General features: G+C 36.2%; 21 protein-coding genes and 1 tRNA gene. 17 read left to right on the top strand and 5 right to left on the bottom strand.

Features of this window, described 5'->3' with window-relative positions:
* The first annotated feature begins 25 nt into the window (after positions 1-25).
* The 14 genes from AACZ92_RS10755 to AACZ92_RS10690 all read left to right on the top strand — a co-directional run bounded on the left by AACZ92_RS10755 (position 26) and on the right by AACZ92_RS10690 (position 10,975).
* Entirely contained in the window at positions 26-1,357 is a 1,332-nt protein-coding gene (locus tag AACZ92_RS10755; protein WP_339700989.1) for a dihydrolipoamide acetyltransferase family protein, read from the top strand.
* A gap of 79 nt (positions 1,358-1,436) precedes the next feature.
* Positions 1,437-2,210: a 3'-5' exonuclease gene (locus tag AACZ92_RS10750; RefSeq protein ID WP_339700987.1), complete on the top strand. Its 774-nt coding sequence runs from the start codon at positions 1,437-1,439 to the stop codon at positions 2,208-2,210.
* A gap of 7 nt (positions 2,211-2,217) precedes the next feature.
* A complete protein-coding gene (locus tag AACZ92_RS10745) occupies positions 2,218-2,829 on the top strand; it encodes a fumarylacetoacetate hydrolase family protein (protein ID WP_339700985.1) in 612 nt (203 codons plus the stop codon).
* The gene (locus AACZ92_RS10740; RefSeq protein WP_339700983.1) at positions 2,830-3,171 is read left to right on the top strand and encodes an Hpt domain-containing protein; all 342 of its coding nucleotides are present in this window, start codon (positions 2,830-2,832) and stop codon (positions 3,169-3,171) included. It abuts the gene before it with no gap.
* The gene (locus AACZ92_RS10735) at positions 3,172-4,419 is read left to right on the top strand and encodes a competence/damage-inducible protein A (protein WP_339700981.1); all 1,248 of its coding nucleotides are present in this window, start codon (positions 3,172-3,174) and stop codon (positions 4,417-4,419) included.
* A 76-nt stretch (positions 4,420-4,495) separates the two neighbouring features.
* The gene (rpmB, locus tag AACZ92_RS10730) at positions 4,496-4,735 is read left to right on the top strand and encodes a 50S ribosomal protein L28 (protein WP_117160487.1); all 240 of its coding nucleotides are present in this window, start codon (positions 4,496-4,498) and stop codon (positions 4,733-4,735) included.
* Between the two features lie 27 nt (positions 4,736-4,762).
* A complete protein-coding gene (rpmG, locus tag AACZ92_RS10725; RefSeq protein ID WP_117160486.1) occupies positions 4,763-4,945 on the top strand; it encodes a 50S ribosomal protein L33 in 183 nt (60 codons plus the stop codon).
* 6 nt (positions 4,946-4,951) lie between these two features.
* A complete protein-coding gene (locus AACZ92_RS10720) occupies positions 4,952-5,104 on the top strand; it encodes a DUF4295 domain-containing protein (RefSeq protein WP_339700977.1) in 153 nt (50 codons plus the stop codon).
* Positions 5,105-5,275: 171 nt separating this feature from the next.
* Positions 5,276-6,229: a signal recognition particle-docking protein FtsY gene (gene ftsY / locus AACZ92_RS10715; RefSeq protein ID WP_339700975.1), complete on the top strand. Its 954-nt coding sequence runs from the start codon at positions 5,276-5,278 to the stop codon at positions 6,227-6,229.
* Between the two features lie 14 nt (positions 6,230-6,243).
* Positions 6,244-6,729, top strand: coding sequence for a GNAT family protein (locus AACZ92_RS10710; RefSeq protein ID WP_339700973.1), 486 nt, complete (start codon positions 6,244-6,246; stop codon positions 6,727-6,729).
* A gap of 121 nt (positions 6,730-6,850) precedes the next feature.
* On the top strand, positions 6,851-8,158 hold the full coding sequence (gene rimO / locus AACZ92_RS10705) for a 30S ribosomal protein S12 methylthiotransferase RimO (RefSeq protein ID WP_339700970.1): 1,308 nt from the start codon (positions 6,851-6,853) through the stop codon (positions 8,156-8,158).
* Positions 8,159-8,165: 7 nt separating this feature from the next.
* Entirely contained in the window at positions 8,166-9,401 is a 1,236-nt protein-coding gene (locus AACZ92_RS10700; RefSeq protein WP_339700967.1) for a hypothetical protein, read from the top strand.
* A 57-nt stretch (positions 9,402-9,458) separates the two neighbouring features.
* Complete coding sequence (locus AACZ92_RS10695) at positions 9,459-9,746, top strand: hypothetical protein (RefSeq protein ID WP_339700964.1); 288 nt, start codon at positions 9,459-9,461, stop codon at positions 9,744-9,746.
* A 2-nt stretch (positions 9,747-9,748) separates the two neighbouring features.
* Positions 9,749-10,975 (top strand): glycosyltransferase, encoded by a 1,227-nt coding sequence (locus AACZ92_RS10690; protein ID WP_339700961.1) that lies wholly within the window; start codon positions 9,749-9,751, stop codon positions 10,973-10,975.
* A gap of 4 nt (positions 10,976-10,979) precedes the next feature.
* Here the strand turns inward: AACZ92_RS10690 and AACZ92_RS10685 are convergent, their stop codons facing one another.
* From AACZ92_RS10685 to hutI, 3 genes are read right to left on the bottom strand one after another with little or no spacing between them, the layout of a single operon-like run.
* Positions 10,980-11,435, bottom strand: coding sequence for a GNAT family N-acetyltransferase (locus AACZ92_RS10685; RefSeq protein WP_339700959.1), 456 nt, complete (start codon positions 11,433-11,435; stop codon positions 10,980-10,982).
* Positions 11,432-12,442, bottom strand: coding sequence for a formimidoylglutamase (locus AACZ92_RS10680; protein ID WP_339700957.1), 1,011 nt, complete (start codon positions 12,440-12,442; stop codon positions 11,432-11,434). Before AACZ92_RS10680 ends, AACZ92_RS10685 begins: the two co-directional genes overlap by 4 nt.
* Positions 12,442-13,677, bottom strand: coding sequence for an imidazolonepropionase (gene hutI / locus AACZ92_RS10675; RefSeq protein WP_339700955.1), 1,236 nt, complete (start codon positions 13,675-13,677; stop codon positions 12,442-12,444). Before hutI ends, AACZ92_RS10680 begins: the two co-directional genes overlap by 1 nt.
* Before the next feature lie 63 nt (positions 13,678-13,740).
* Here hutI and AACZ92_RS10670 point away from each other — a divergent pair, with 63 nt between their 5' ends.
* From AACZ92_RS10670 to AACZ92_RS10660, 3 genes are all read left to right on the top strand, one after another.
* Positions 13,741-14,913, top strand: coding sequence for a PLP-dependent aspartate aminotransferase family protein (locus tag AACZ92_RS10670; RefSeq protein WP_339700952.1), 1,173 nt, complete (start codon positions 13,741-13,743; stop codon positions 14,911-14,913).
* Between the two features lie 3 nt (positions 14,914-14,916).
* Positions 14,917-15,633: a bacillithiol biosynthesis deacetylase BshB1 gene (bshB1, locus tag AACZ92_RS10665; protein ID WP_339700949.1), complete on the top strand. Its 717-nt coding sequence runs from the start codon at positions 14,917-14,919 to the stop codon at positions 15,631-15,633.
* Between the two features lie 77 nt (positions 15,634-15,710).
* Positions 15,711-15,786 (top strand) — tRNA-His (locus tag AACZ92_RS10660).
* A 120-nt stretch (positions 15,787-15,906) separates the two neighbouring features.
* Here the strand turns inward: AACZ92_RS10660 and AACZ92_RS10655 are convergent.
* Together AACZ92_RS10655 and AACZ92_RS10650 are read right to left on the bottom strand one after the other, a co-directional pair.
* Entirely contained in the window at positions 15,907-16,917 is a 1,011-nt protein-coding gene (locus AACZ92_RS10655) for a M28 family metallopeptidase (protein ID WP_339700946.1), read from the bottom strand.
* A gap of 111 nt (positions 16,918-17,028) precedes the next feature.
* Positions 17,029-17,346 (bottom strand): hypothetical protein, encoded by a 318-nt coding sequence (locus tag AACZ92_RS10650; RefSeq protein ID WP_339700943.1) that lies wholly within the window; start codon positions 17,344-17,346, stop codon positions 17,029-17,031.
* Between the last annotated feature and the right edge of the window lie 29 nt (positions 17,347-17,375).

The following is a 17,375-nucleotide window of genomic DNA, read 5'->3' as shown; positions in this document are numbered from 1 at the left end:
TTAAAAAAACTACTTGCAAAACGTTATGGCAAAATTTGAATTGAAACTACCTAAAATGGGCGAAAGTGTTGCAGAAGCAACCGTAACCAATTGGCTTAAAGAAGTGGGTGATACCATTGAGTCCGACGAAGCCGTTTTGGAAATCGCAACAGACAAAGTGGACAGTGAAGTCCCCAGTGAAGTTGACGGTGTTTTAGTGGAGAAATTGTTTGACACCGACGATGTGGTGCAAGTAGGACAAACCATTGCTATTATAGAAACCGAAGGTGATGGAGGAGAAGATAGCTGTACACCAGAATCTTCAGCCGTAGAAACAAAACCGAAGCCTGAAATGGTAGATGCCGTTGAAGAGAAGGTTGAAGTAGCAAAGCAATCAACACAAACTGCAGTAGAAAGTAGTGACGACCGTTTCTATTCTCCTTTAGTTAAAAATATTGCTAAAGAAGAAGGCGTTTCTCAATCTGAATTAGATTCTATTTCAGGAACCGGAAAAGACGGGCGTGTTACTAAAAACGATATGTTAGCTTATGTGGAAAACAGAGGACAACAACAAGCACAGCCTAAGCAAGAAGCTGCTCAACAGCCAACAACTTCAAAACCAGCACCAGCACCAGCACCGAAACAAAAACCAGCCGTTTCAGTAAACGGAGAAGATGAGGTGATCGAAATGACCCGAATGGGTAAAATGATTTCGAAGCATATGGTAGACAGCGTTCAGACTTCTGCACACGTACAATCTTTTGTTGAGTGTGATGTTACTAAGGTTTGGAACTGGAGAAATAAAGTAAAAGGTGATTTTGCAAAACGCGAAGGTGAAAAGTTAACGTTCACTCCTATATTTATGGAAGCCGTTGCAAAAGCATTAAAGGACTATCCATTAATGAACATCGCTGTTGATGGTGACAAAATAATAAAACGTAAAAATGTAAACCTTGGTATGGCAGCTGCTTTACCAGATGGTAACTTGATAGTGCCAGTAATTAAAAATGCAGACCAACTTAACTTGGTAGGAATGAGCAAAGCGGTGAACGATTTAGCAAACCGTGCACGTCAAAACAAATTAAAACCTGATGAAATTCAAGGAGGAACCTACACAGTAACCAATGTAGGAACTTTTGGTAGTATTATGGGTACGCCTATCATTAACCAACCGCAAGTAGGTATTTTGGCACTCGGAGCAATTCGTAAAGTTCCAGCGGTAATCGAAACACCAGACGGCGATTTTATCGGCATTCGTTATAAAATGTTCTTATCGCACAGTTATGACCACAGAGTTGTAAATGGAGCATTGGGCGGACAGTTTGTAAAAGCTGTTGCTGATTACTTAGAAGCATGGAATGCAGATAGAGAGGTGTAAGCCAAGTTTAATCATCTAATTTTTTTCAGTAGTGGATATTTCTGAAGAAAACATTTTTTAAAATTCTGAAAACCAAACTATGGAATTAAACCTAACCAAACCTATTTGTTTTTTCGATTTGGAAACAACCGGAACCAATGTGGCCAAAGATAGGATTGTTGAAATCTCCATCTTAAAAGTATTCCCTAACGGAAACAAAGAAAGCCATACGTGGCGCGTAAATCCAGAGATGCCTATTCCGCCATCTACTACTGCTATTCACGGTATAACCAATGAAATGGTAGAAAATGAGCCTACTTTTAAAGAGTTGGCGCATAAAGTGCAGGATTTAATGAAGGATAGCGATTTGGGAGGTTATAATAGTAATCGGTTTGATATACCATTGCTCGCTGAAGAATTATTAAGAGCCGAAGTAGATTTCGATCTTAAAAAAGCAAAAGCGGTAGATGTACAGACTATTTTTCATAAAAAAGAAAAACGAACCTTAGAGGCCGCTTTCAAGTTTTATTGCGATAAAGACCTAACCGATGCCCACAGCGCCGAGGCGGATACCAACGCAACATATGAGGTGTTAAAAGCACAATTAGATAGATATGAAGACGTGGAAAACGACATCAACTTTCTTTCTACCTTCAGTGCGCACAAAAACTACGCAGATTTTGCAGGTTTTGTAGGGTATAATAAACAAGGCGAAGAAATCTTTAGTTTCGGAAAACATAGAGGCAAAAAAGTAACTGATATTATTGAAAAAGAACCCGGTTATTTTGGTTGGTTAATTAATGCAGACTTTCCATTATACACTAAAAAGGTGTTGACCCGCATTAAATTAAGCCAATTGAACAACAAGTTATAAGTTCAGTATGAAGATTATTTGCGTAGGTCGAAACTACACGGACCATATAGAAGAGCTTAAAAACGAAAAACCCGAAGATCCTGTTTTATTTTTGAAACCAGACACTTCAATTTTACTAAAAAAGCAGCCATTTTTTATTCCAGATTTTTCTCAAAACGTCCATCATGAAGTGGAAATTTTGGTTAAGATTAAAAAAATTGGAAAGCATATAGATCGAAAATTTGCTCATAAGTATTATGACGAAATAGGTTTGGGCATTGACTTTACAGCTCGAGACCTTCAAGCTAGCTTAAAAGAAAAAGGATTGCCTTGGGAAAAAGCAAAAGCATTTGATGGGGCAGCAGTAATAGGTACTTTTCTGCCAAAAGATACGTTTAAAAGTGTAGATGATATTAATTTTAGTTTAGAAAAAAACGGTGAAATAATTCAAAAAACTTCTACAAAATTAATGTTGTGGAAGATTGATGAGTTGATTGAATATATTTCAAAATACTTTACATTAAAAATAGGAGATGTTATCTTTACAGGAACCCCTGCAGGCGTTGCAAAAGTTGATCCTGACGATAAATTAAAAGGGTATATCGAAGATAAGGAGGTTTTCTCCATAAAAGTTAAATAGATGAGTAGACATTATTCCAAAGAAAAAATTAAAGAAGTTGCTGGTGGCGATGAGGATTTTATGGCCGTTGTAGCTCAAACATTCTTAGAAGAAATACCACCAGACCTTCACGCGTTGCAAGAAGCGATAGAGAATGATAATAAAGAATTAGCGTACCAATTTGCTCATAAAATGAAGCCAAATTTTGAAATGTTTGGCGTTGAAGTAAATAAAGAAGTATTGGCTATAGAGTCTTGGACTAAAACTTCAAAAAAACAAAGTGCTATAGATCAAAAGTTGTTACATGTAGTTACAACAGTAAAAGCTGTTATAGAAGAACTTCAAGAAGATTTCCAACTATAGATGTTAGCAGAAATAATTACCATTGGTGATGAGATACTCATCGGGCAAATAGTAGACACCAACTCTGCTTATATTAGTAAACAACTTAATCAAATTGGGGTTCAAGTATATCAAATAACCTCCATTCAAGATGAGCGTCAGCATATTCTTAACGCACTTGAAGATGCTAAACAAAGAGTAGATCTAGTTATAGTTACAGGCGGGTTAGGTCCCACTAAAGATGATATTACCAAAGAGACCTTCTGCGAATACTTTGAAGACACTTTACTAGAGAATGTTGAAGTACTTCAGAATATAAAAGAAATCTTCGCAAAGTATATAAAACAAGAACCGTTACCTGCAAACTTAAAACAGGCGATGGTTCCTTCAAAAGCTGAGGTGCTTCAAAACCCAAACGGAACCGCTCCTGGAATCTGGATGGAAAAAGATAAAACCGTGTTTGTTTCTATGCCAGGTGTGCCTTATGAAATGAAACATATTCTTACGGAAGAAGTATTTCCGCGAATTATTAAAAAATACAATCGCCCGCACATATATCATAAAACATTATTAACCTATGGCATGGGCGAAAGTGCAGTAGCAGAACGAATAGAAGACTGGGAAAATAACTTGCCCAAAGATATAAAGTTAGCATATTTGCCATCTTTAGGTAGAGTGCGTTTACGATTGTCTTCTAAAGGAATGGATAAGGAGTTTCTTCAGAAATCTGTAGACGAGCAAATGGAAAAACTCAATAAGCTATTAGATGATATTGCCGTAGGTTTTGAAGATGAAACCAATATTGTGCAACGGGTAGCTTCTTTATTAAACCAAAGAAAACAAAGCCTAAGTTTGGCCGAAAGTTGCACAGGCGGATCTATTGTAAAAGAAATTACGGCTATTCCTGGAGCCTCTGCTTATTTAAAAGGAAGTGTAGTGCCTTATGAAACTGCACAGAAAGTTTCAGTATTAGGTGTAAATCAAAAACTGATAGATAAGCATACCGTGGTAAGTGCTCCGGTGGTAGAAGCAATGGCAATCCAAGTAGCAAGGCTTTTTAAAACAGATTATGCTGTCGCAACCACTGGTATTGCAGGGCCAACAAAGGGCGATGGCAAGGATGAAGTAGGAACAGTGTTTGTTGCAATCGTTTCTCCAAAAGGAGTTGTTTCTCAAAAATTTAGCTTTGGTAATAACCGCGAACGCGTTATTATAAAAGCCACAAACAAGGCTTTCGAAATGCTTTTAAAAGAAATTTTAAAAAACTAAATATCTTTTATTGTGCATACCGATAAATTTATTTAAATTTGCAGCCTGTTTAAAAATAACTATAAACAATAAGGTAATGTCAAGAGTTTGTGAGCTTACGGGCAAAAGAGCAATGGTTGGGAACAACGTATCCCACGCGATGAACAAAACCAAACGCAAGTTTAATGTGAATTTGGTTAAAAAACGCTTTTACATTCCTGAAGAAGATCAGTGGTTAACACTTAAAGTATCTACTTCAGCGTTAAAAGACATCAATAAAAAAGGGATTTATGCAGTAGTTAAAGAAGCTCGCGAAAAAGGCTTCCTTAACAAATAATTGCAATAACGTATAAAGTCGGTAACAATGGCTAAAAAAGGAAATAGAGTACAAGTAATTTTAGAATGTACAGAGCACAAAGCAACAGGTAAACCTGGGACGTCTCGTTACATTAGCACTAAAAACAAGAAAAACACTCCGGACAGATTAGAGTTGAAAAAATTCAACCCTATCCTTAAAAAGATGACTGTTCACAAGGAGATAAAATAACTAGTTATGGCAAAGAAATCAGTAGCAACATTACAAACAGGATCTAAGCGACTAAGTAAAGCCATTAAAATGGTAAAGTCAGAAAAAACAGGAGCGTATACTTTTGTAGAGTCTATTATGTCTCCAGATGAAGTAAACGATTGGTTAAACAAAAAATAACCAATATACAATACTATACAGAAAGCCACTTTTTTACGAAGGTGGCTTTTTGTATTTTTAAACTATTATCTTTGCAGGATATGGGCGTGCCCCTAAATCGGGTCGGGCTTTCGTCGCTACACGGTAGCGTACTCAATCCCTCACGCAAAACCGTGCTTAACTAACAAAACTATGAGCCTTTTTAAAAAAATATTTTCAAAAGAAAAAAAGGAAACTTTAGATAAAGGATTAGAAAAATCTAAAACCTCCTTTTTCGATAAATTGTCCAAAGCTGTTGCTGGTAAAAGCAAAGTAGATGATGACGTACTTGATAACCTAGAAGAAATACTTGTAACTAGCGACGTAGGTGTAAATACCACTTTAAAAGTTATTGAGCGTATTGAAGAGCGTGTTTCTAAAGATAAATATTTAGGTACAGATGAGTTAAATCAAATTCTCCGTGAGGAAATTGCAGGACTATTAAGCGAAATTGATTCTGGTAATGCAACCGAATTTGAAGTGCCTGAACGTTCCGGGCCACATGTAATTATGGTGGTGGGTGTAAATGGCGTAGGGAAAACAACCACTATTGGTAAACTAGCCTATCAATTTAAAAAAGCAGGTAAAAAAGTAGTTTTGGGAGCCGCCGATACCTTTAGAGCAGCTGCCATAGACCAATTACAAATTTGGGCAGACCGTACCGATGTTCCTATTGTAAAACAAAGCATGGGTAGTGATCCTGCCAGTGTAGCGTTTGACAGTCTGCAAAGTGCTGTAAAACAAGATGCCGATGTTGTAATTATTGATACGGCGGGACGTCTGCACAATAAGGTAAACCTTATGAACGAGCTTTCAAAAGTAAAACGTGTGATGCAAAAGGTTATTCCAGATGCACCTCACGACGTTCTTTTGGTTTTAGATGGTTCAACCGGTCAAAATGCTTTTGAACAAGCTAAGCAATTTACCAATGCAACCGAAGTTACTTCACTCGCGGTTACCAAACTAGACGGAACTGCAAAGGGCGGGGTTGTAATCGGTATAAGCGATCAATTTAAAATTCCAGTTAAATACATTGGTGTTGGAGAAGGAATGGAAGACCTTCAGGTTTTCAACAAATTTGAGTTTGTAGATTCGTTTTTTAAATAATAAAGGAGACTAGATTGATTAAACTTGAGCCTTTTATAAAAGAAGATTTCCAAAGACTAATAAATTGGATTGATTCCGAAAGAGCGTTAATTCAATTTGCGGGACCTATTTTTTCATACCCTTTAAAAACAAAACAACTTGAAGATTACGTTAATAAAAAAGGACTTGAACCCAAAAAAATAGTAGATATTGAAAGTGGAAAAGCTATTGGTCATTGTGAGTTAAACTTTCAAAACGAATATCCTCGGTTATCAAGAATTTTAATCGGAGATAAAAACTATAGAGGAAAAGGTTTGGGAAAAAATATTGTCAGGCTAATGATTCAAGAAATTCAAAGCAAAGCAGCTGTTGATAAAGTTGATTTACGAGCATTTGGATGGAACGAAAACGCAGTACGATTATATAAAAATGAAGGCTTTGAAATACAGACAGAAGTTACTGGTCAATTCAAATTTCATGACGAGTCATGGACAAATTTGTATATGATAAAACAATTATAATTTTAAACATAGCTTACAACTGCAATTATTGACTTAGAAATACGACAATAGCGGTAGTACAACAAAAATATAGAGAGTTAAAACCCTTTCTATTTCTTACTTAATTATTTATACTTAGAGAATGCGCACAAAATCACTGAAGAAAAACAAGATTAATGTAGTAACCTTAGGCTGTTCTAAAAATGTTTACGACAGCGAAGTGTTAATGGGACAGTTACGTGCCAATAATAAAGAGGTTGTTCATGAAGAGGAAGGAAATGTAGTAGTAATTAATACGTGTGGCTTTATTGCAAATGCAAAGGAAGAAAGTGTAAATACGATATTAGAATACGTTCAGAAAAAAGAAGAAGGAACAGTCGATAAGGTTTTTGTTACCGGTTGCCTTTCTGAACGCTACAAACCCGATCTTCAAAAAGAAATTCCTGATGTAGATCAATACTTCGGGACAACAGAATTACCCGGTTTATTAAAAGCGTTAGGTGCTGATTATAAGCACGAGCTCATAGGCGAGCGATTAACGACTACCCCAAAAAACTACGCTTATTTAAAAATAGCTGAAGGTTGTGATCGTCCGTGTTCATTTTGTGCCATTCCGTTAATGAGAGGAAAACATAAAAGTACACCTATTGAAGATTTAGTAACGGAAGCTGAAAAGCTAGCCGCAAACGGTGTAAAAGAATTAATTCTTATCGCACAAGACCTTACTTATTACGGTCTTGATCTGTATAAAAAACGAAACCTAGCCGAATTACTTAAAAACTTAGCAAAGGTTGAAGGTATCGAGTGGATCAGATTGCATTATGCATTTCCAACGGGCTTCCCAATGGATGTATTGGATGTCATGCGAGAAGAACCAAAAATATGTGATTATATTGATATTCCATTACAGCATATTTCTGATCATATTTTAAAATCAATGCGTCGCGGAACCACCTATGAAAAAACCACCAATCTTTTAAAAGATTTCAGAAAGTATGTTCCTAATATGGCTATCCGTACAACACTAATAGTTGGATATCCAGGTGAGACTGAAGAAGATTTTCAATTACTTAAAAACTGGGTAGAAGAAATGCGCTTTGAACGTTTAGGTTGTTTTACGTATTCTCACGAAGAAAACACACACGCTTTTAATCTAGAAGATGATGTGCCCGAAGACGTAAAAATGGAGCGTGCCAATGAGATTATGGCTATTCAGTCACAGATTTCTTGGGAATTGAATCAGCAGAAAATTGGGAAAGAATTCCGTGTGCTAATTGATAGAAAAGAAGGTAGTTACTTTGTGGGCCGTACCGAATTTGACAGCCCAGATGTAGATAACGAAGTTTTAGTAAATGCAGAAGAAGGTTATTTAAGAACGGGTGAGTTTTTTAACGTAAAGATTACCGCTGCAGAAGATTTTGATTTGTACGGAGAAGTGGTAAACAATTAATAGGATTATGAGGTTTTCTTTTCTAGTGTTTTTGCTCACTTTTATTTCTTGTAAAAATGAAACAAAAAATGAGTCTGAAACTTCTAAAATAGAAACTGAAAAAGTACAAACAATCTCTAATCCTACTCCTTCAAACAGTTCATTACCGCGCTTGTTTAGTAATGGAGCTTCTTTATTTTTATCATACGTTACGCAAACCGATAGTCTTTCAACTTTATATTATTCAGAGTATAAAGATGAAACTTGGCAACGTCCTATAAAGGTGAGCTCTGGAAATAATTGGTTTGTAAATTGGGCAGATTTTCCAGTTATAGCAGAAAATAAGGGAACTATTTTAATAAACCATCTTCAAAAATCGGCAGAAGGCACTTACACCTACGATATTAAATTAAATATTCATTCTTTCGAAGTAACAAAAAACAAACGAGATTTTTTGCTCCACGATGATGGCACCAAAAGCGAACACGGTTTTGTTTCGATGACTCCGACCGATAGTGGCTTTTTTGTAACGTGGTTAGATGGGCGTAATACTAGTGGAGGAGGTCATAATAGCCAAGATTCCCATAATAAAGCAGGCGCAATGACATTGAGAAGCGCGTCCATCAACTTTCAAGGAGAGATCACTAAAAGTATAGAGTTAGATAATCGAGTATGTGATTGCTGCGGAACTTCTTCCGCAATGAGTAATAAAGGACCAATTGTTGCTTATCGCGATAGAAGCAAAAACGAAATACGAGATATTTCAGTAATACGTTTTGAAAACGGAAAACCGTTACCATTTCAAACTATTGGGAATGATAATTGGGAAATTCCGGGTTGTCCTGTAAATGGGCCTTCCATTGCAGCGCTTGAAAATTCAGTTGCGGTTGGTTGGTTTACTGCTGTGGGAGGAGAAGGGAAAGTGCAAATAGCTTTTTCAGAGGATAATGGAGAAAACTTCGGAAATTCTATTAGAGTTGATACTAAAAATGCAACCGGTAGAGTAGAGGTGGAGATGATTTCAGAAAAAGAAGCTGCTATTATTTGGATGGAGCCCAATGGTGAAGAAGAGGTGATTAAAGTTAGAAAAGTAGCTGTTTCAGGAGAAATTGGAGACCCAATTATTGTTTCGAAAACTAGCGCCGAGCGTGCTAGCGGCTTCCCTCAAATGGCAAAAGTAGCTAACAAATTATTCTTTGCTTGGACGCAAACGGATAGTGCTAAGATTGTTAGGACAGCTCAACTGGATATTAAAAATTTATAGCTACCACACTTTTACCTCACAATTGGAAAGAAAACTTACAAATAGTATCTTTATGGTATGAATAAGAGGTTTAGATTTCCTAAATGGACGGTGACAGCTTTTACAGTGATATTGATAATCGTAATGATTATTACGTTTTTACTAAAACAAAATAACCCCGAATGGCAATTTGGTAATACCTTTTTGTTGTCGCAAGCAATCGCTTTAGTATTACAAATTATATTAAACATTATTAATTGGCGATCTAATAGAAAAATAGTGGTGTTAATGACGCTGTTTATTAGCGCAACTATTTTAGCTTCTGTAATTTGGCAATTTATTAGTTTTAATTTGGTTTATAACTAAGCTTGAAAAATCTACTCATCATAGGTCATACCTTTCCTGAACCGTCTACCACAGCGGCAGGCTCTAGAATGCTTCAGCTTATTCAGCTTTTCTTAGCAGATAATTACACTATAACCTTTGCAAGCACTGCGAGTGTTAGTGATAAATCTGTGGATTTGGAAAACTTAGGAGTTTCTTCAAAAACAATTCAACTTAATAATCTTTCTTTTGATGAATTTCTTCGGAAAGAAAACCCAACTATTGTGCTTTTTGATCGGTTTATAACTGAAGAACAATTTGGCTGGCGCGTTAGTGAAATATGTCCCGAAGCACTAAAAGTATTAGACACAGAAGACCTACATTTTCTCAGGAAAGCACGCGAAACAGCTGTAAAACAAAACAAACCTGTTGAAAAAGCTAATTTGTTTACCGGAACGGCAAAAAGAGAATTAGCAAGTATTTGGCGGTGTGATGTGTCACTTATTATTTCAGAAGTTGAAATGAAGCTATTACAAAACACCTTTGCTATTCCAGAAGACATATTGTTTTATTTGCCTTTTTTGCTTTCTCCCACTTCAGAAAAACAAATTAAAAGTTTACCAACTTTTAAGGAACGAAATCACTTTATCACCATCGGCAATTTACTGCATGCGCCTAATATAGATTCAGTAAAAGTTTTAAAAAAAGAGATCTGGCCTCATATTAAAGCACAACTTCCAAAAGCTGAATTATATATTTACGGAGCCTACGCCCCGCAGCAGATACAAGAATTGCATAACGAGAAAGAAGGTTTTATTATTAAAGGTTGGGCAGCAGATAGTCATACTGTAATGCAAAAAGCACGAGTGTGTTTAGCGCCAATACGATTTGGTGCTGGTTTAAAAGGGAAACTGATCGACGCTATGCAATGCGGAACGCCGTTCGTAACTACAAATATAGGAGCCGAAGGGATTTACGATGTTTCTACAACTAATAATGGGATAGATAATTGGACTGATTTTATTAATAGAGCGATCACACTTTATACAGATGATAAAGTTTGGTTAGAAAAACAGCATCAAGGTTTTGAAACACTCAATAACCGATTAAATAAAAATCTTTTTGAGAATAATTTTATTGAAAGAATTCAAACTCTTCTAAACTCATCAGAAACACACAGAAAGAAAAATTTCTTTGGGCAAATTTTACAGCATCACACGGCACAAAGCACCAAGTTTATGTCCAAATGGATTGAGGAGAAGAACAAGTAAAACTTTAAAGTGGAAAGACCATCTTTATATCACTCCGCTCATATGGCACGTTAAGTTCTTGTTCTACTTCTATAAACCCAAACTTTCTATAAATATAGATAGCATTTTCTAGTTTGGTATTGGAGTACAAAAAGAGTTTCTTAAAGTTATTTTCTTTAGCAAAATCAATGCAATACTGCATGAGCTTTTGACCAATTTTTCTGCCTCGTTGATTTGGTAAAACTGCCATTTTGGTTAGCTCGAAAGCGTTTTCTTCCTTTTTTAAAAGAGCAACTGTCCCTAAAACGGTATTATTTTCAATGGCGAAAAAGATATATCCGCCAGGATTTAAAATGTATTTTTCTGGATTACTTAGTACTTCGCGGTCAAAATCCTCAACATAAAAGAAGGTTTCCAGCCATTCTACATTTAGGTCGTAAAAGTCTTGAGCATATTGCGGCTCGTAGGGTGTAATTTTCATGAAGCGATACAGTCTGATATTAAATAAGAAATCGTTTTCCCTAATTGTCCCGAACTACTTGAAAAAGCCGGTGATCCTTCGCAAATATGAATATACTTGCAGTTCTGTTTTTTTGAAAAGTAAGCAAGGAACTTTCTAGCTTCGGTTACCGTAAAGCCGCTCGGTGTCATTGCGCTACTTCCTATGTTTTCGATAGCATCCAAATCTAATTCAATACCAAAATAGTCAGTTTCGGTATGTAGAAATTCGTCAGTATGTTGAAGTGCTTTTAAAAATGATGTTTTTTCTGAAATGGCAATATCTTCAAAAATGGAATATTGAATTCTTTCTGGATTGGCATCCATCGTTTCAAAAACAACCTTTGAGGTATAATTTCTATGAATCCCGAATATAGAATATTTGTTTAAAAAGCCTTTTTCAAAAGCATAGGAAAATCCATTTCCACTATGGCGGTGTTCCAAAGCTCGAAAATCTGTGTGCGCATCAAAATTTACGCAGTTAATTCCTTTGCCGATAGCTTGAGAAACTCCTTTTAAATTTCCGAAGCTATTATTATGACCGCCCCCAATAATAATTGGAACTTTGTTTGCTTGAATAATGCGTTTGATGGTTTCTGAAACTTTATCATCAATTTGAGTTACTAACTCCCCTAACTTTTCATAATAATGCGGATTGTCTTCAGAAATTGTTTCCGCCTGTTCCATTTGGGTTTTACAATCTATTTCGCCTAGAATAATTACGTTTTCGGCTTTAGTAAGTAAATTATTTTGAATATTACAAAACGATTGTAAAGCCACCACCCAAGCATCTCGAGCACCTGGCTTTCCGTGGTTAGCCCGTACACCAATATCTTCAGGAATACCTAATAAAACGTATTTTGATTGGGTGTTTTTTAATTCTTCCCAATTGGTAACAGTTTTTACAGCAGCTCCCATTTTTTCTTCTCCAGCTCTCGAGCTCGTTAGTTTTGAAAGCTCTTTTTCAGAATAAAATCGAACGAAATCCATTATACAAGCTCTCCTTTTATGATTACTGAATCGATTAAATTACTCCCAAAGGAATATGGCAAATACCCATACGAAGGAACCGCTTTTGTTATAATAAGGCTCGCAACTTTTCCTTTGGTAATGCTCCCATGTGTATCGCTAATTCCCATGGCATATGCACCGTTGATTGTAGCGGCGTTAATTGCTTCTTCTGGTGTTAAGCGCATTTTTATACAAGCTGTAGAAACTACAAAATTCATGTTTCCGCTAGGCGTAGAACCTGGATTGTAGTCAGTTGCCAAAGCAAGTGGTAACCCAGCATCGATTAATTTTCTTCCAGGCGTATAAGAAATACTTAAAAAATAGGAGCAGGGGGGAAGTGCCACTGGCATTGTTTCACTGCCTTTTAAAGCTTCAATGTCTTCGTCGGTCAATACTTCTAGGTGGTCTACGCTTAAAGCGTTGTATTTTACACCCGCGGCAATACCACCAATAGCGTTAAATTGGTTGACGTGAATTTTAGGGGTGAGTTTATATTTTTGAGCTTCCTTAAGGATACGTTCTGTTTCTGCTACTGAAAAGTAACCGTCTTCGCAAAACACGTCTACATAGTCTGCTAATTTTTCTTCAGCAATTTTCGGGAGCATCTCATTGCAAATTAAATCGATATATTCCGTTTTCTTCTCTTTATATTCAGTGGGTACAGCGTGAGCACCTAAAAAGGTCGTTTTCACCGTAACCGGATAGTTTTTCTCTAGTTTTTTGGCAACGCGAAGCATTTTAGATTCCGCTTCGGTGGTAAGTCCGTAACCACTTTTAATTTCAATAGCTGCCGTTCCTAGTTTCATCACTTCTTCCAATCGTTGGGCAGATTGTTTATAGAGTTCTTTTTCTGAAGTTTCCTGTAACTTTTTAGCGCTATTGACAATTCCGCCGCCTTTTTCAGCAATTTCCTGATAGGATAATCCTTTAATTCTATCAACAAATTCCTGCTCACGGTTTCCAGCATAGACAATATGCGTATGCGAATCGCACCAAGCGGGCATTACGATTTTACCGGTGCAATCTATGGGTTTAAAACCTTCCACATTTGGAATATTCTTCATTTCGCCATAATCTGAAATGATACCATCTTTAATAAGCACCCAAGCATTATTAATACTGGGTAAATGGTTCATCTCTGTTCCGCTTACTTTTTGTGGCGGATTTTCACGGGTTTGCAGTAGTTGCTGTATGTTAGTAAGGAGTAATTTCATACTATAAAGATAGTAAACTTGAGAAGGAATTTATACCTTAGACGTTCAGAAAATTTTAGTGAGATGAAACAGAAAAGTTTAGGTGTAAATACTATTTGTACACACGTTGGCGAAGTAAAAGATGAACAGTTTAAAGGAGCTGTTTCTCCTATTTATCCATCAAGTTCATATGCATATGAAGGCGTGGATGTAAAACGATATCCACGTTATTTTAATACCCCCAATCAAGAAGCACTTTGCAAGAAAATTGCGATGTTGGAAAAAACTGAAGCGGGTTTAATTTTTGGAAGTGGAATGGCTGCCATAAGTACAACGATGTTAGCTTTTTTACATGCTGGAGATCACGTGGTATTGCAGAAAACACTCTACGGAGGAACCTATAATTTTGTAGTAGAAGAGTTTGATAAATTTGGGATTGAATATGATTTCACTGAAGGTTTTTCTGAAGCTGACTTCACTTCAAAAATTAAAGAAAACACCAAAGTAATTTTTGTTGAAACACCATCTAATCCGTTGATGCTAATAACCGATTTAGAAATGATTTCGCGAATAGCAAAAGAGCAAAATATTATTACAATGATTGACAATACGTTTGCATCGCCCATAAATCAAAATCCAGCAGATTTCGGAATTGATATTATGATACATAGTGCGACTAAATATATGGGTGGTCATAGCGATATTTGTGCGGGAGCAGTTGCTGCTTCAGAAGAACATATTACTAAAATTTGGAATGTAGCTAAAAATTTAGGAGGTAGTTTAAGCGATTATACGGTTTGGTTATTAGAGCGTAGTATGAAGACGATGAAATTACGTGTAAAAGCTCAAAACCGAAATGCTAAAAAACTTGCTAAATGGTTACATAAACATGATTTGGTTGAGAGAGTATATTACCCAGGTTTAAAAAGCCATCCGGATTATCAGTTAGCAAAAAAACAAATGCGAGGATATAGCGGAATGCTTTCATTTGAATTAAAAGAAGGGGTGGACGCTTCAAAATTTATGAAATCGTTGAAACTGATTAAAGAATCGATGAGTTTAGCTGGAGTAGAATCTACTATTTTATCCCCTTCAAAAACATCGCACGCATTACTTTCTTCAGAAGAAAGAGAACGACAAGGAATAAGCGATGGTTTGTTACGTTTTTCTGTAGGAATTGAAGAAAAACGCGACTTAATAAACGATTTAGAACAAGCCTTTGAAACTGTTTTAGATGGAAAACTACAAAAAGTATAAACCATGAAGTTAGATATATTAGCCATTGGGGCGCATCCCGATGATGTAGAGTTAAGTTGTGCAGGAACTATTGCAAAAGAAGTAGCAAATGGAAAAAAAGTAGGGATATTAGATTTAACTCGAGGCGAGTTGGGTACAAGAGGCACTGCCGAAATTAGAGATAAAGAGGCAGCGGATGCTGCTAAGATATTGGGTGTCGCGGTACGGCACAATTTACAATTCTCAGACGGTTTTTTTGTGAATAATACGGCTACCCAGTTAGAGGTTATTAAAATATTGAGAAAATACAAACCAGATGTTGTTTTATGCAATGCAGTTGATGACCGTCATATCGATCACGGAAAAGGTAGTAAGTTGGTTAGCGATGCTTGTTTTTTAAGTGGTTTGCGAAAAATTGAAACAATCCATGAGAGTAATCACCAAAAGGAATGGCGACCTAAACATGTGTACCATTATATACAGTGGAAAGACTTAACACCCGATTTTGTTGTTGATATAACTGGACATTTGGATAAAAAACTAGAATCGGTTGCGGCGTATAAAAGTCAGTTTTTTGATGAAAACTCTAAAGAACCGGTTACGCCCATTGCTACGGCTAACTTTAATGAGAGTATAACATATCGTGCTCAAAACTTGGGACGCTTAATAGGAGTGGAGCACGGAGAGGGCTTTACAACAGAACGTTATGTGGCTGTAGATTCTATTTTTGATTTGATCTAAAAATTCTGATATTTTTATATTGTGCAAACGTGGTAAATACCTTATATTTGCACTCGCTTTTAAAGCGGAATTAACATGGTGGTTGTAGCTCAGCTGGTTAGAGCATCGGTTTGTGGTACCGAGGGTCGCGGGTTCGAATCCCGTCTTCCACCCAAAAGTAAAGCCTCTCAGGAATGAGAGGCTTTTTTTGTATTCAGAATGTATGTTTCAAGGCGTCTAAGTGTGCATTCTGTTGAACAGAGTCGAAGTATAGCAAAGACCTAGCATCTATCGCTATAGCTTGTCTGCCGTAATTCTTCCTTCACGATTAGCTAATTCCCAAGCTGTTTGAAAAATTAACTGTGTTCTTTTTGTCATTAACTCGTATTCAATTTTATCTGGTGTATCCGTTGGCTTATGGTAGTCTTCGTGTGTCCCATTAAAATAAAAGATAATCGGGATATTGTTTTTAGCAAAGTTGTAATGATCGCTTCGGTAGTAAAAACGATTGGGATCATTATCATCATTATAGGTATAATCTAACTCTAAGTTTGTGTATTCTTTGTTCACTTCTTCAGAAACATCATGAAGCTCTTGGCTTAGTTTGTCACTACCTATTAAATAAATATAGTTTGGATTATCTTTTTTATCTGGATCTATACGGCCAATCATATCTGTGTTTAGATTAGCAACAGTATTCTCTAAAGGAAAAATTGGGTTTTCGGTGTAATATCGAGAGCCAAACAATCCTATTTCCTCTGCTGTAACGTGTAAAAATAAAATAGAGCGCTTTGGTCCGTTCCCATCTTTAACTGCTTGCTGGAAAGCTTCAGCCATTTCTAACATTGCCATAGTTCCGCTACCGTCATCATCTGCACCATTGAAAATAGTGCCATCTTCTCTCATACCTACGTGATCGTAATGTGCAGAAAGAACAATTATTTCATCTGGTTTTTCTGAACCTTCAATAAAAGCTACTACATTTTCCGATGGTTTAGGATCTTGCATTCTGTCGAAATATTCAGCAGGGATAGTTTGATAATAATTATTCTCTTCGATAGGAGAAGCAATACCGTGATCTTGATAAAAGTTGCGAAGGTATTCTGCGGCTAATTTTTGCCCCTTTTCACCTGTCATTCTCCCTTGCATTTCATCACCAGCAAATGTGTATAACATGGTTTTTAATTCTTTAGCAGTGATACTATTGGCATAGTCCACGCGCGTTTTTTTCTTTGCAGTGGTTGTTTGTGCTGTATTACATGATACTACCAATAATGTTAATAGGGAGAGAAAAAAATATTTCATTTGTAAACGAGTTATAAGATTTTTAATGAGGATGCTTTAATTTTATTTGTTCAACAGAAAAATAAAATTGCCTTTTATAGAATATTACTTCTATAAAAGGCGTATAATTATTTAATCAAATGATGCGAGCTTATAAGTGTCATCATCAGCTTTTTCATATCGTAAGGTATTCGTTTTTACCATTTCATTTCCATCTTGATCTTGAGATTTAATTGAAATTTTTACAACATAAATAGTTTCAATTCCTTCTGCATCAGAAGTTTCTTCAGTCACCTTAATGTTCTCATTGTTAAAGGTAGTTCCCTCAGGTAAGTTCATTTGCTTTTTAACTTCTTGAACAGCCATATCGCGAACAGTTTCTGTATCTTTTTTGTCACTTGCACAAGCAAATAACAATGTTGAAAATAATAAAATTGCAAATCGTTTCATAAAAAGTAAATTTTGGTTGACCATAAAGA

This window comes from uncultured Marixanthomonas sp. (assembly GCF_963974425.1).
Lineage (GTDB): Bacteria > Bacteroidota > Bacteroidia > Flavobacteriales > Flavobacteriaceae > Marixanthomonas.
This window is presented reverse-complemented; position numbering and strand designations above follow the sequence as displayed.

Bases quoted from the DNA above. Each gene is read 5' to 3' on its own strand.
- AACZ92_RS10685 (WP_339700959.1), bottom strand. From the start codon at position 11,435: ATGAAAATTACACCCTACGAGCCGCAATATGCTCAAGACTTTTACGAC.
- AACZ92_RS10655 (WP_339700946.1), bottom strand. From the start codon at position 16,917: ATGAAATATTTTTTTCTCTCCCTATTAACATTATTGGTAGTATCATGT.
- AACZ92_RS10670 (WP_339700952.1), top strand. From the start codon at position 13,741: ATGAAACAGAAAAGTTTAGGTGTAAATACTATTTGTACACACGTTGGC.
- ftsY (WP_339700975.1), top strand. From the start codon at position 5,276: ATGAGCCTTTTTAAAAAAATATTTTCAAAAGAAAAAAAGGAAACTTTA.
- bshB1 (WP_339700949.1), top strand. From the start codon at position 14,917: ATGAAGTTAGATATATTAGCCATTGGGGCGCATCCCGATGATGTAGAG.
- AACZ92_RS10650 (WP_339700943.1), bottom strand. From the start codon at position 17,346: ATGAAACGATTTGCAATTTTATTATTTTCAACATTGTTATTTGCTTGT.
- AACZ92_RS10695 (WP_339700964.1), top strand. From the start codon at position 9,459: ATGAATAAGAGGTTTAGATTTCCTAAATGGACGGTGACAGCTTTTACA.
- AACZ92_RS10740 (WP_339700983.1), top strand. From the start codon at position 2,830: ATGAGTAGACATTATTCCAAAGAAAAAATTAAAGAAGTTGCTGGTGGC.
- AACZ92_RS10720 (WP_339700977.1), top strand. From the start codon at position 4,952: ATGGCAAAGAAATCAGTAGCAACATTACAAACAGGATCTAAGCGACTA.
- hutI (WP_339700955.1), bottom strand. From the start codon at position 13,677: ATGAAATTACTCCTTACTAACATACAGCAACTACTGCAAACCCGTGAA.
- AACZ92_RS10680 (WP_339700957.1), bottom strand. From the start codon at position 12,442: ATGGATTTCGTTCGATTTTATTCTGAAAAAGAGCTTTCAAAACTAACG.
- AACZ92_RS10755 (WP_339700989.1), top strand. From the start codon at position 26: ATGGCAAAATTTGAATTGAAACTACCTAAAATGGGCGAAAGTGTTGCA.
- AACZ92_RS10745 (WP_339700985.1), top strand. From the start codon at position 2,218: ATGAAGATTATTTGCGTAGGTCGAAACTACACGGACCATATAGAAGAG.
- AACZ92_RS10700 (WP_339700967.1), top strand. From the start codon at position 8,166: ATGAGGTTTTCTTTTCTAGTGTTTTTGCTCACTTTTATTTCTTGTAAA.
- rpmG (WP_117160486.1), top strand. From the start codon at position 4,763: ATGGCTAAAAAAGGAAATAGAGTACAAGTAATTTTAGAATGTACAGAG.
- AACZ92_RS10750 (WP_339700987.1), top strand. From the start codon at position 1,437: ATGGAATTAAACCTAACCAAACCTATTTGTTTTTTCGATTTGGAAACA.
- rpmB (WP_117160487.1), top strand. From the start codon at position 4,496: ATGTCAAGAGTTTGTGAGCTTACGGGCAAAAGAGCAATGGTTGGGAAC.
- AACZ92_RS10735 (WP_339700981.1), top strand. From the start codon at position 3,172: ATGTTAGCAGAAATAATTACCATTGGTGATGAGATACTCATCGGGCAA.
- rimO (WP_339700970.1), top strand. From the start codon at position 6,851: ATGCGCACAAAATCACTGAAGAAAAACAAGATTAATGTAGTAACCTTA.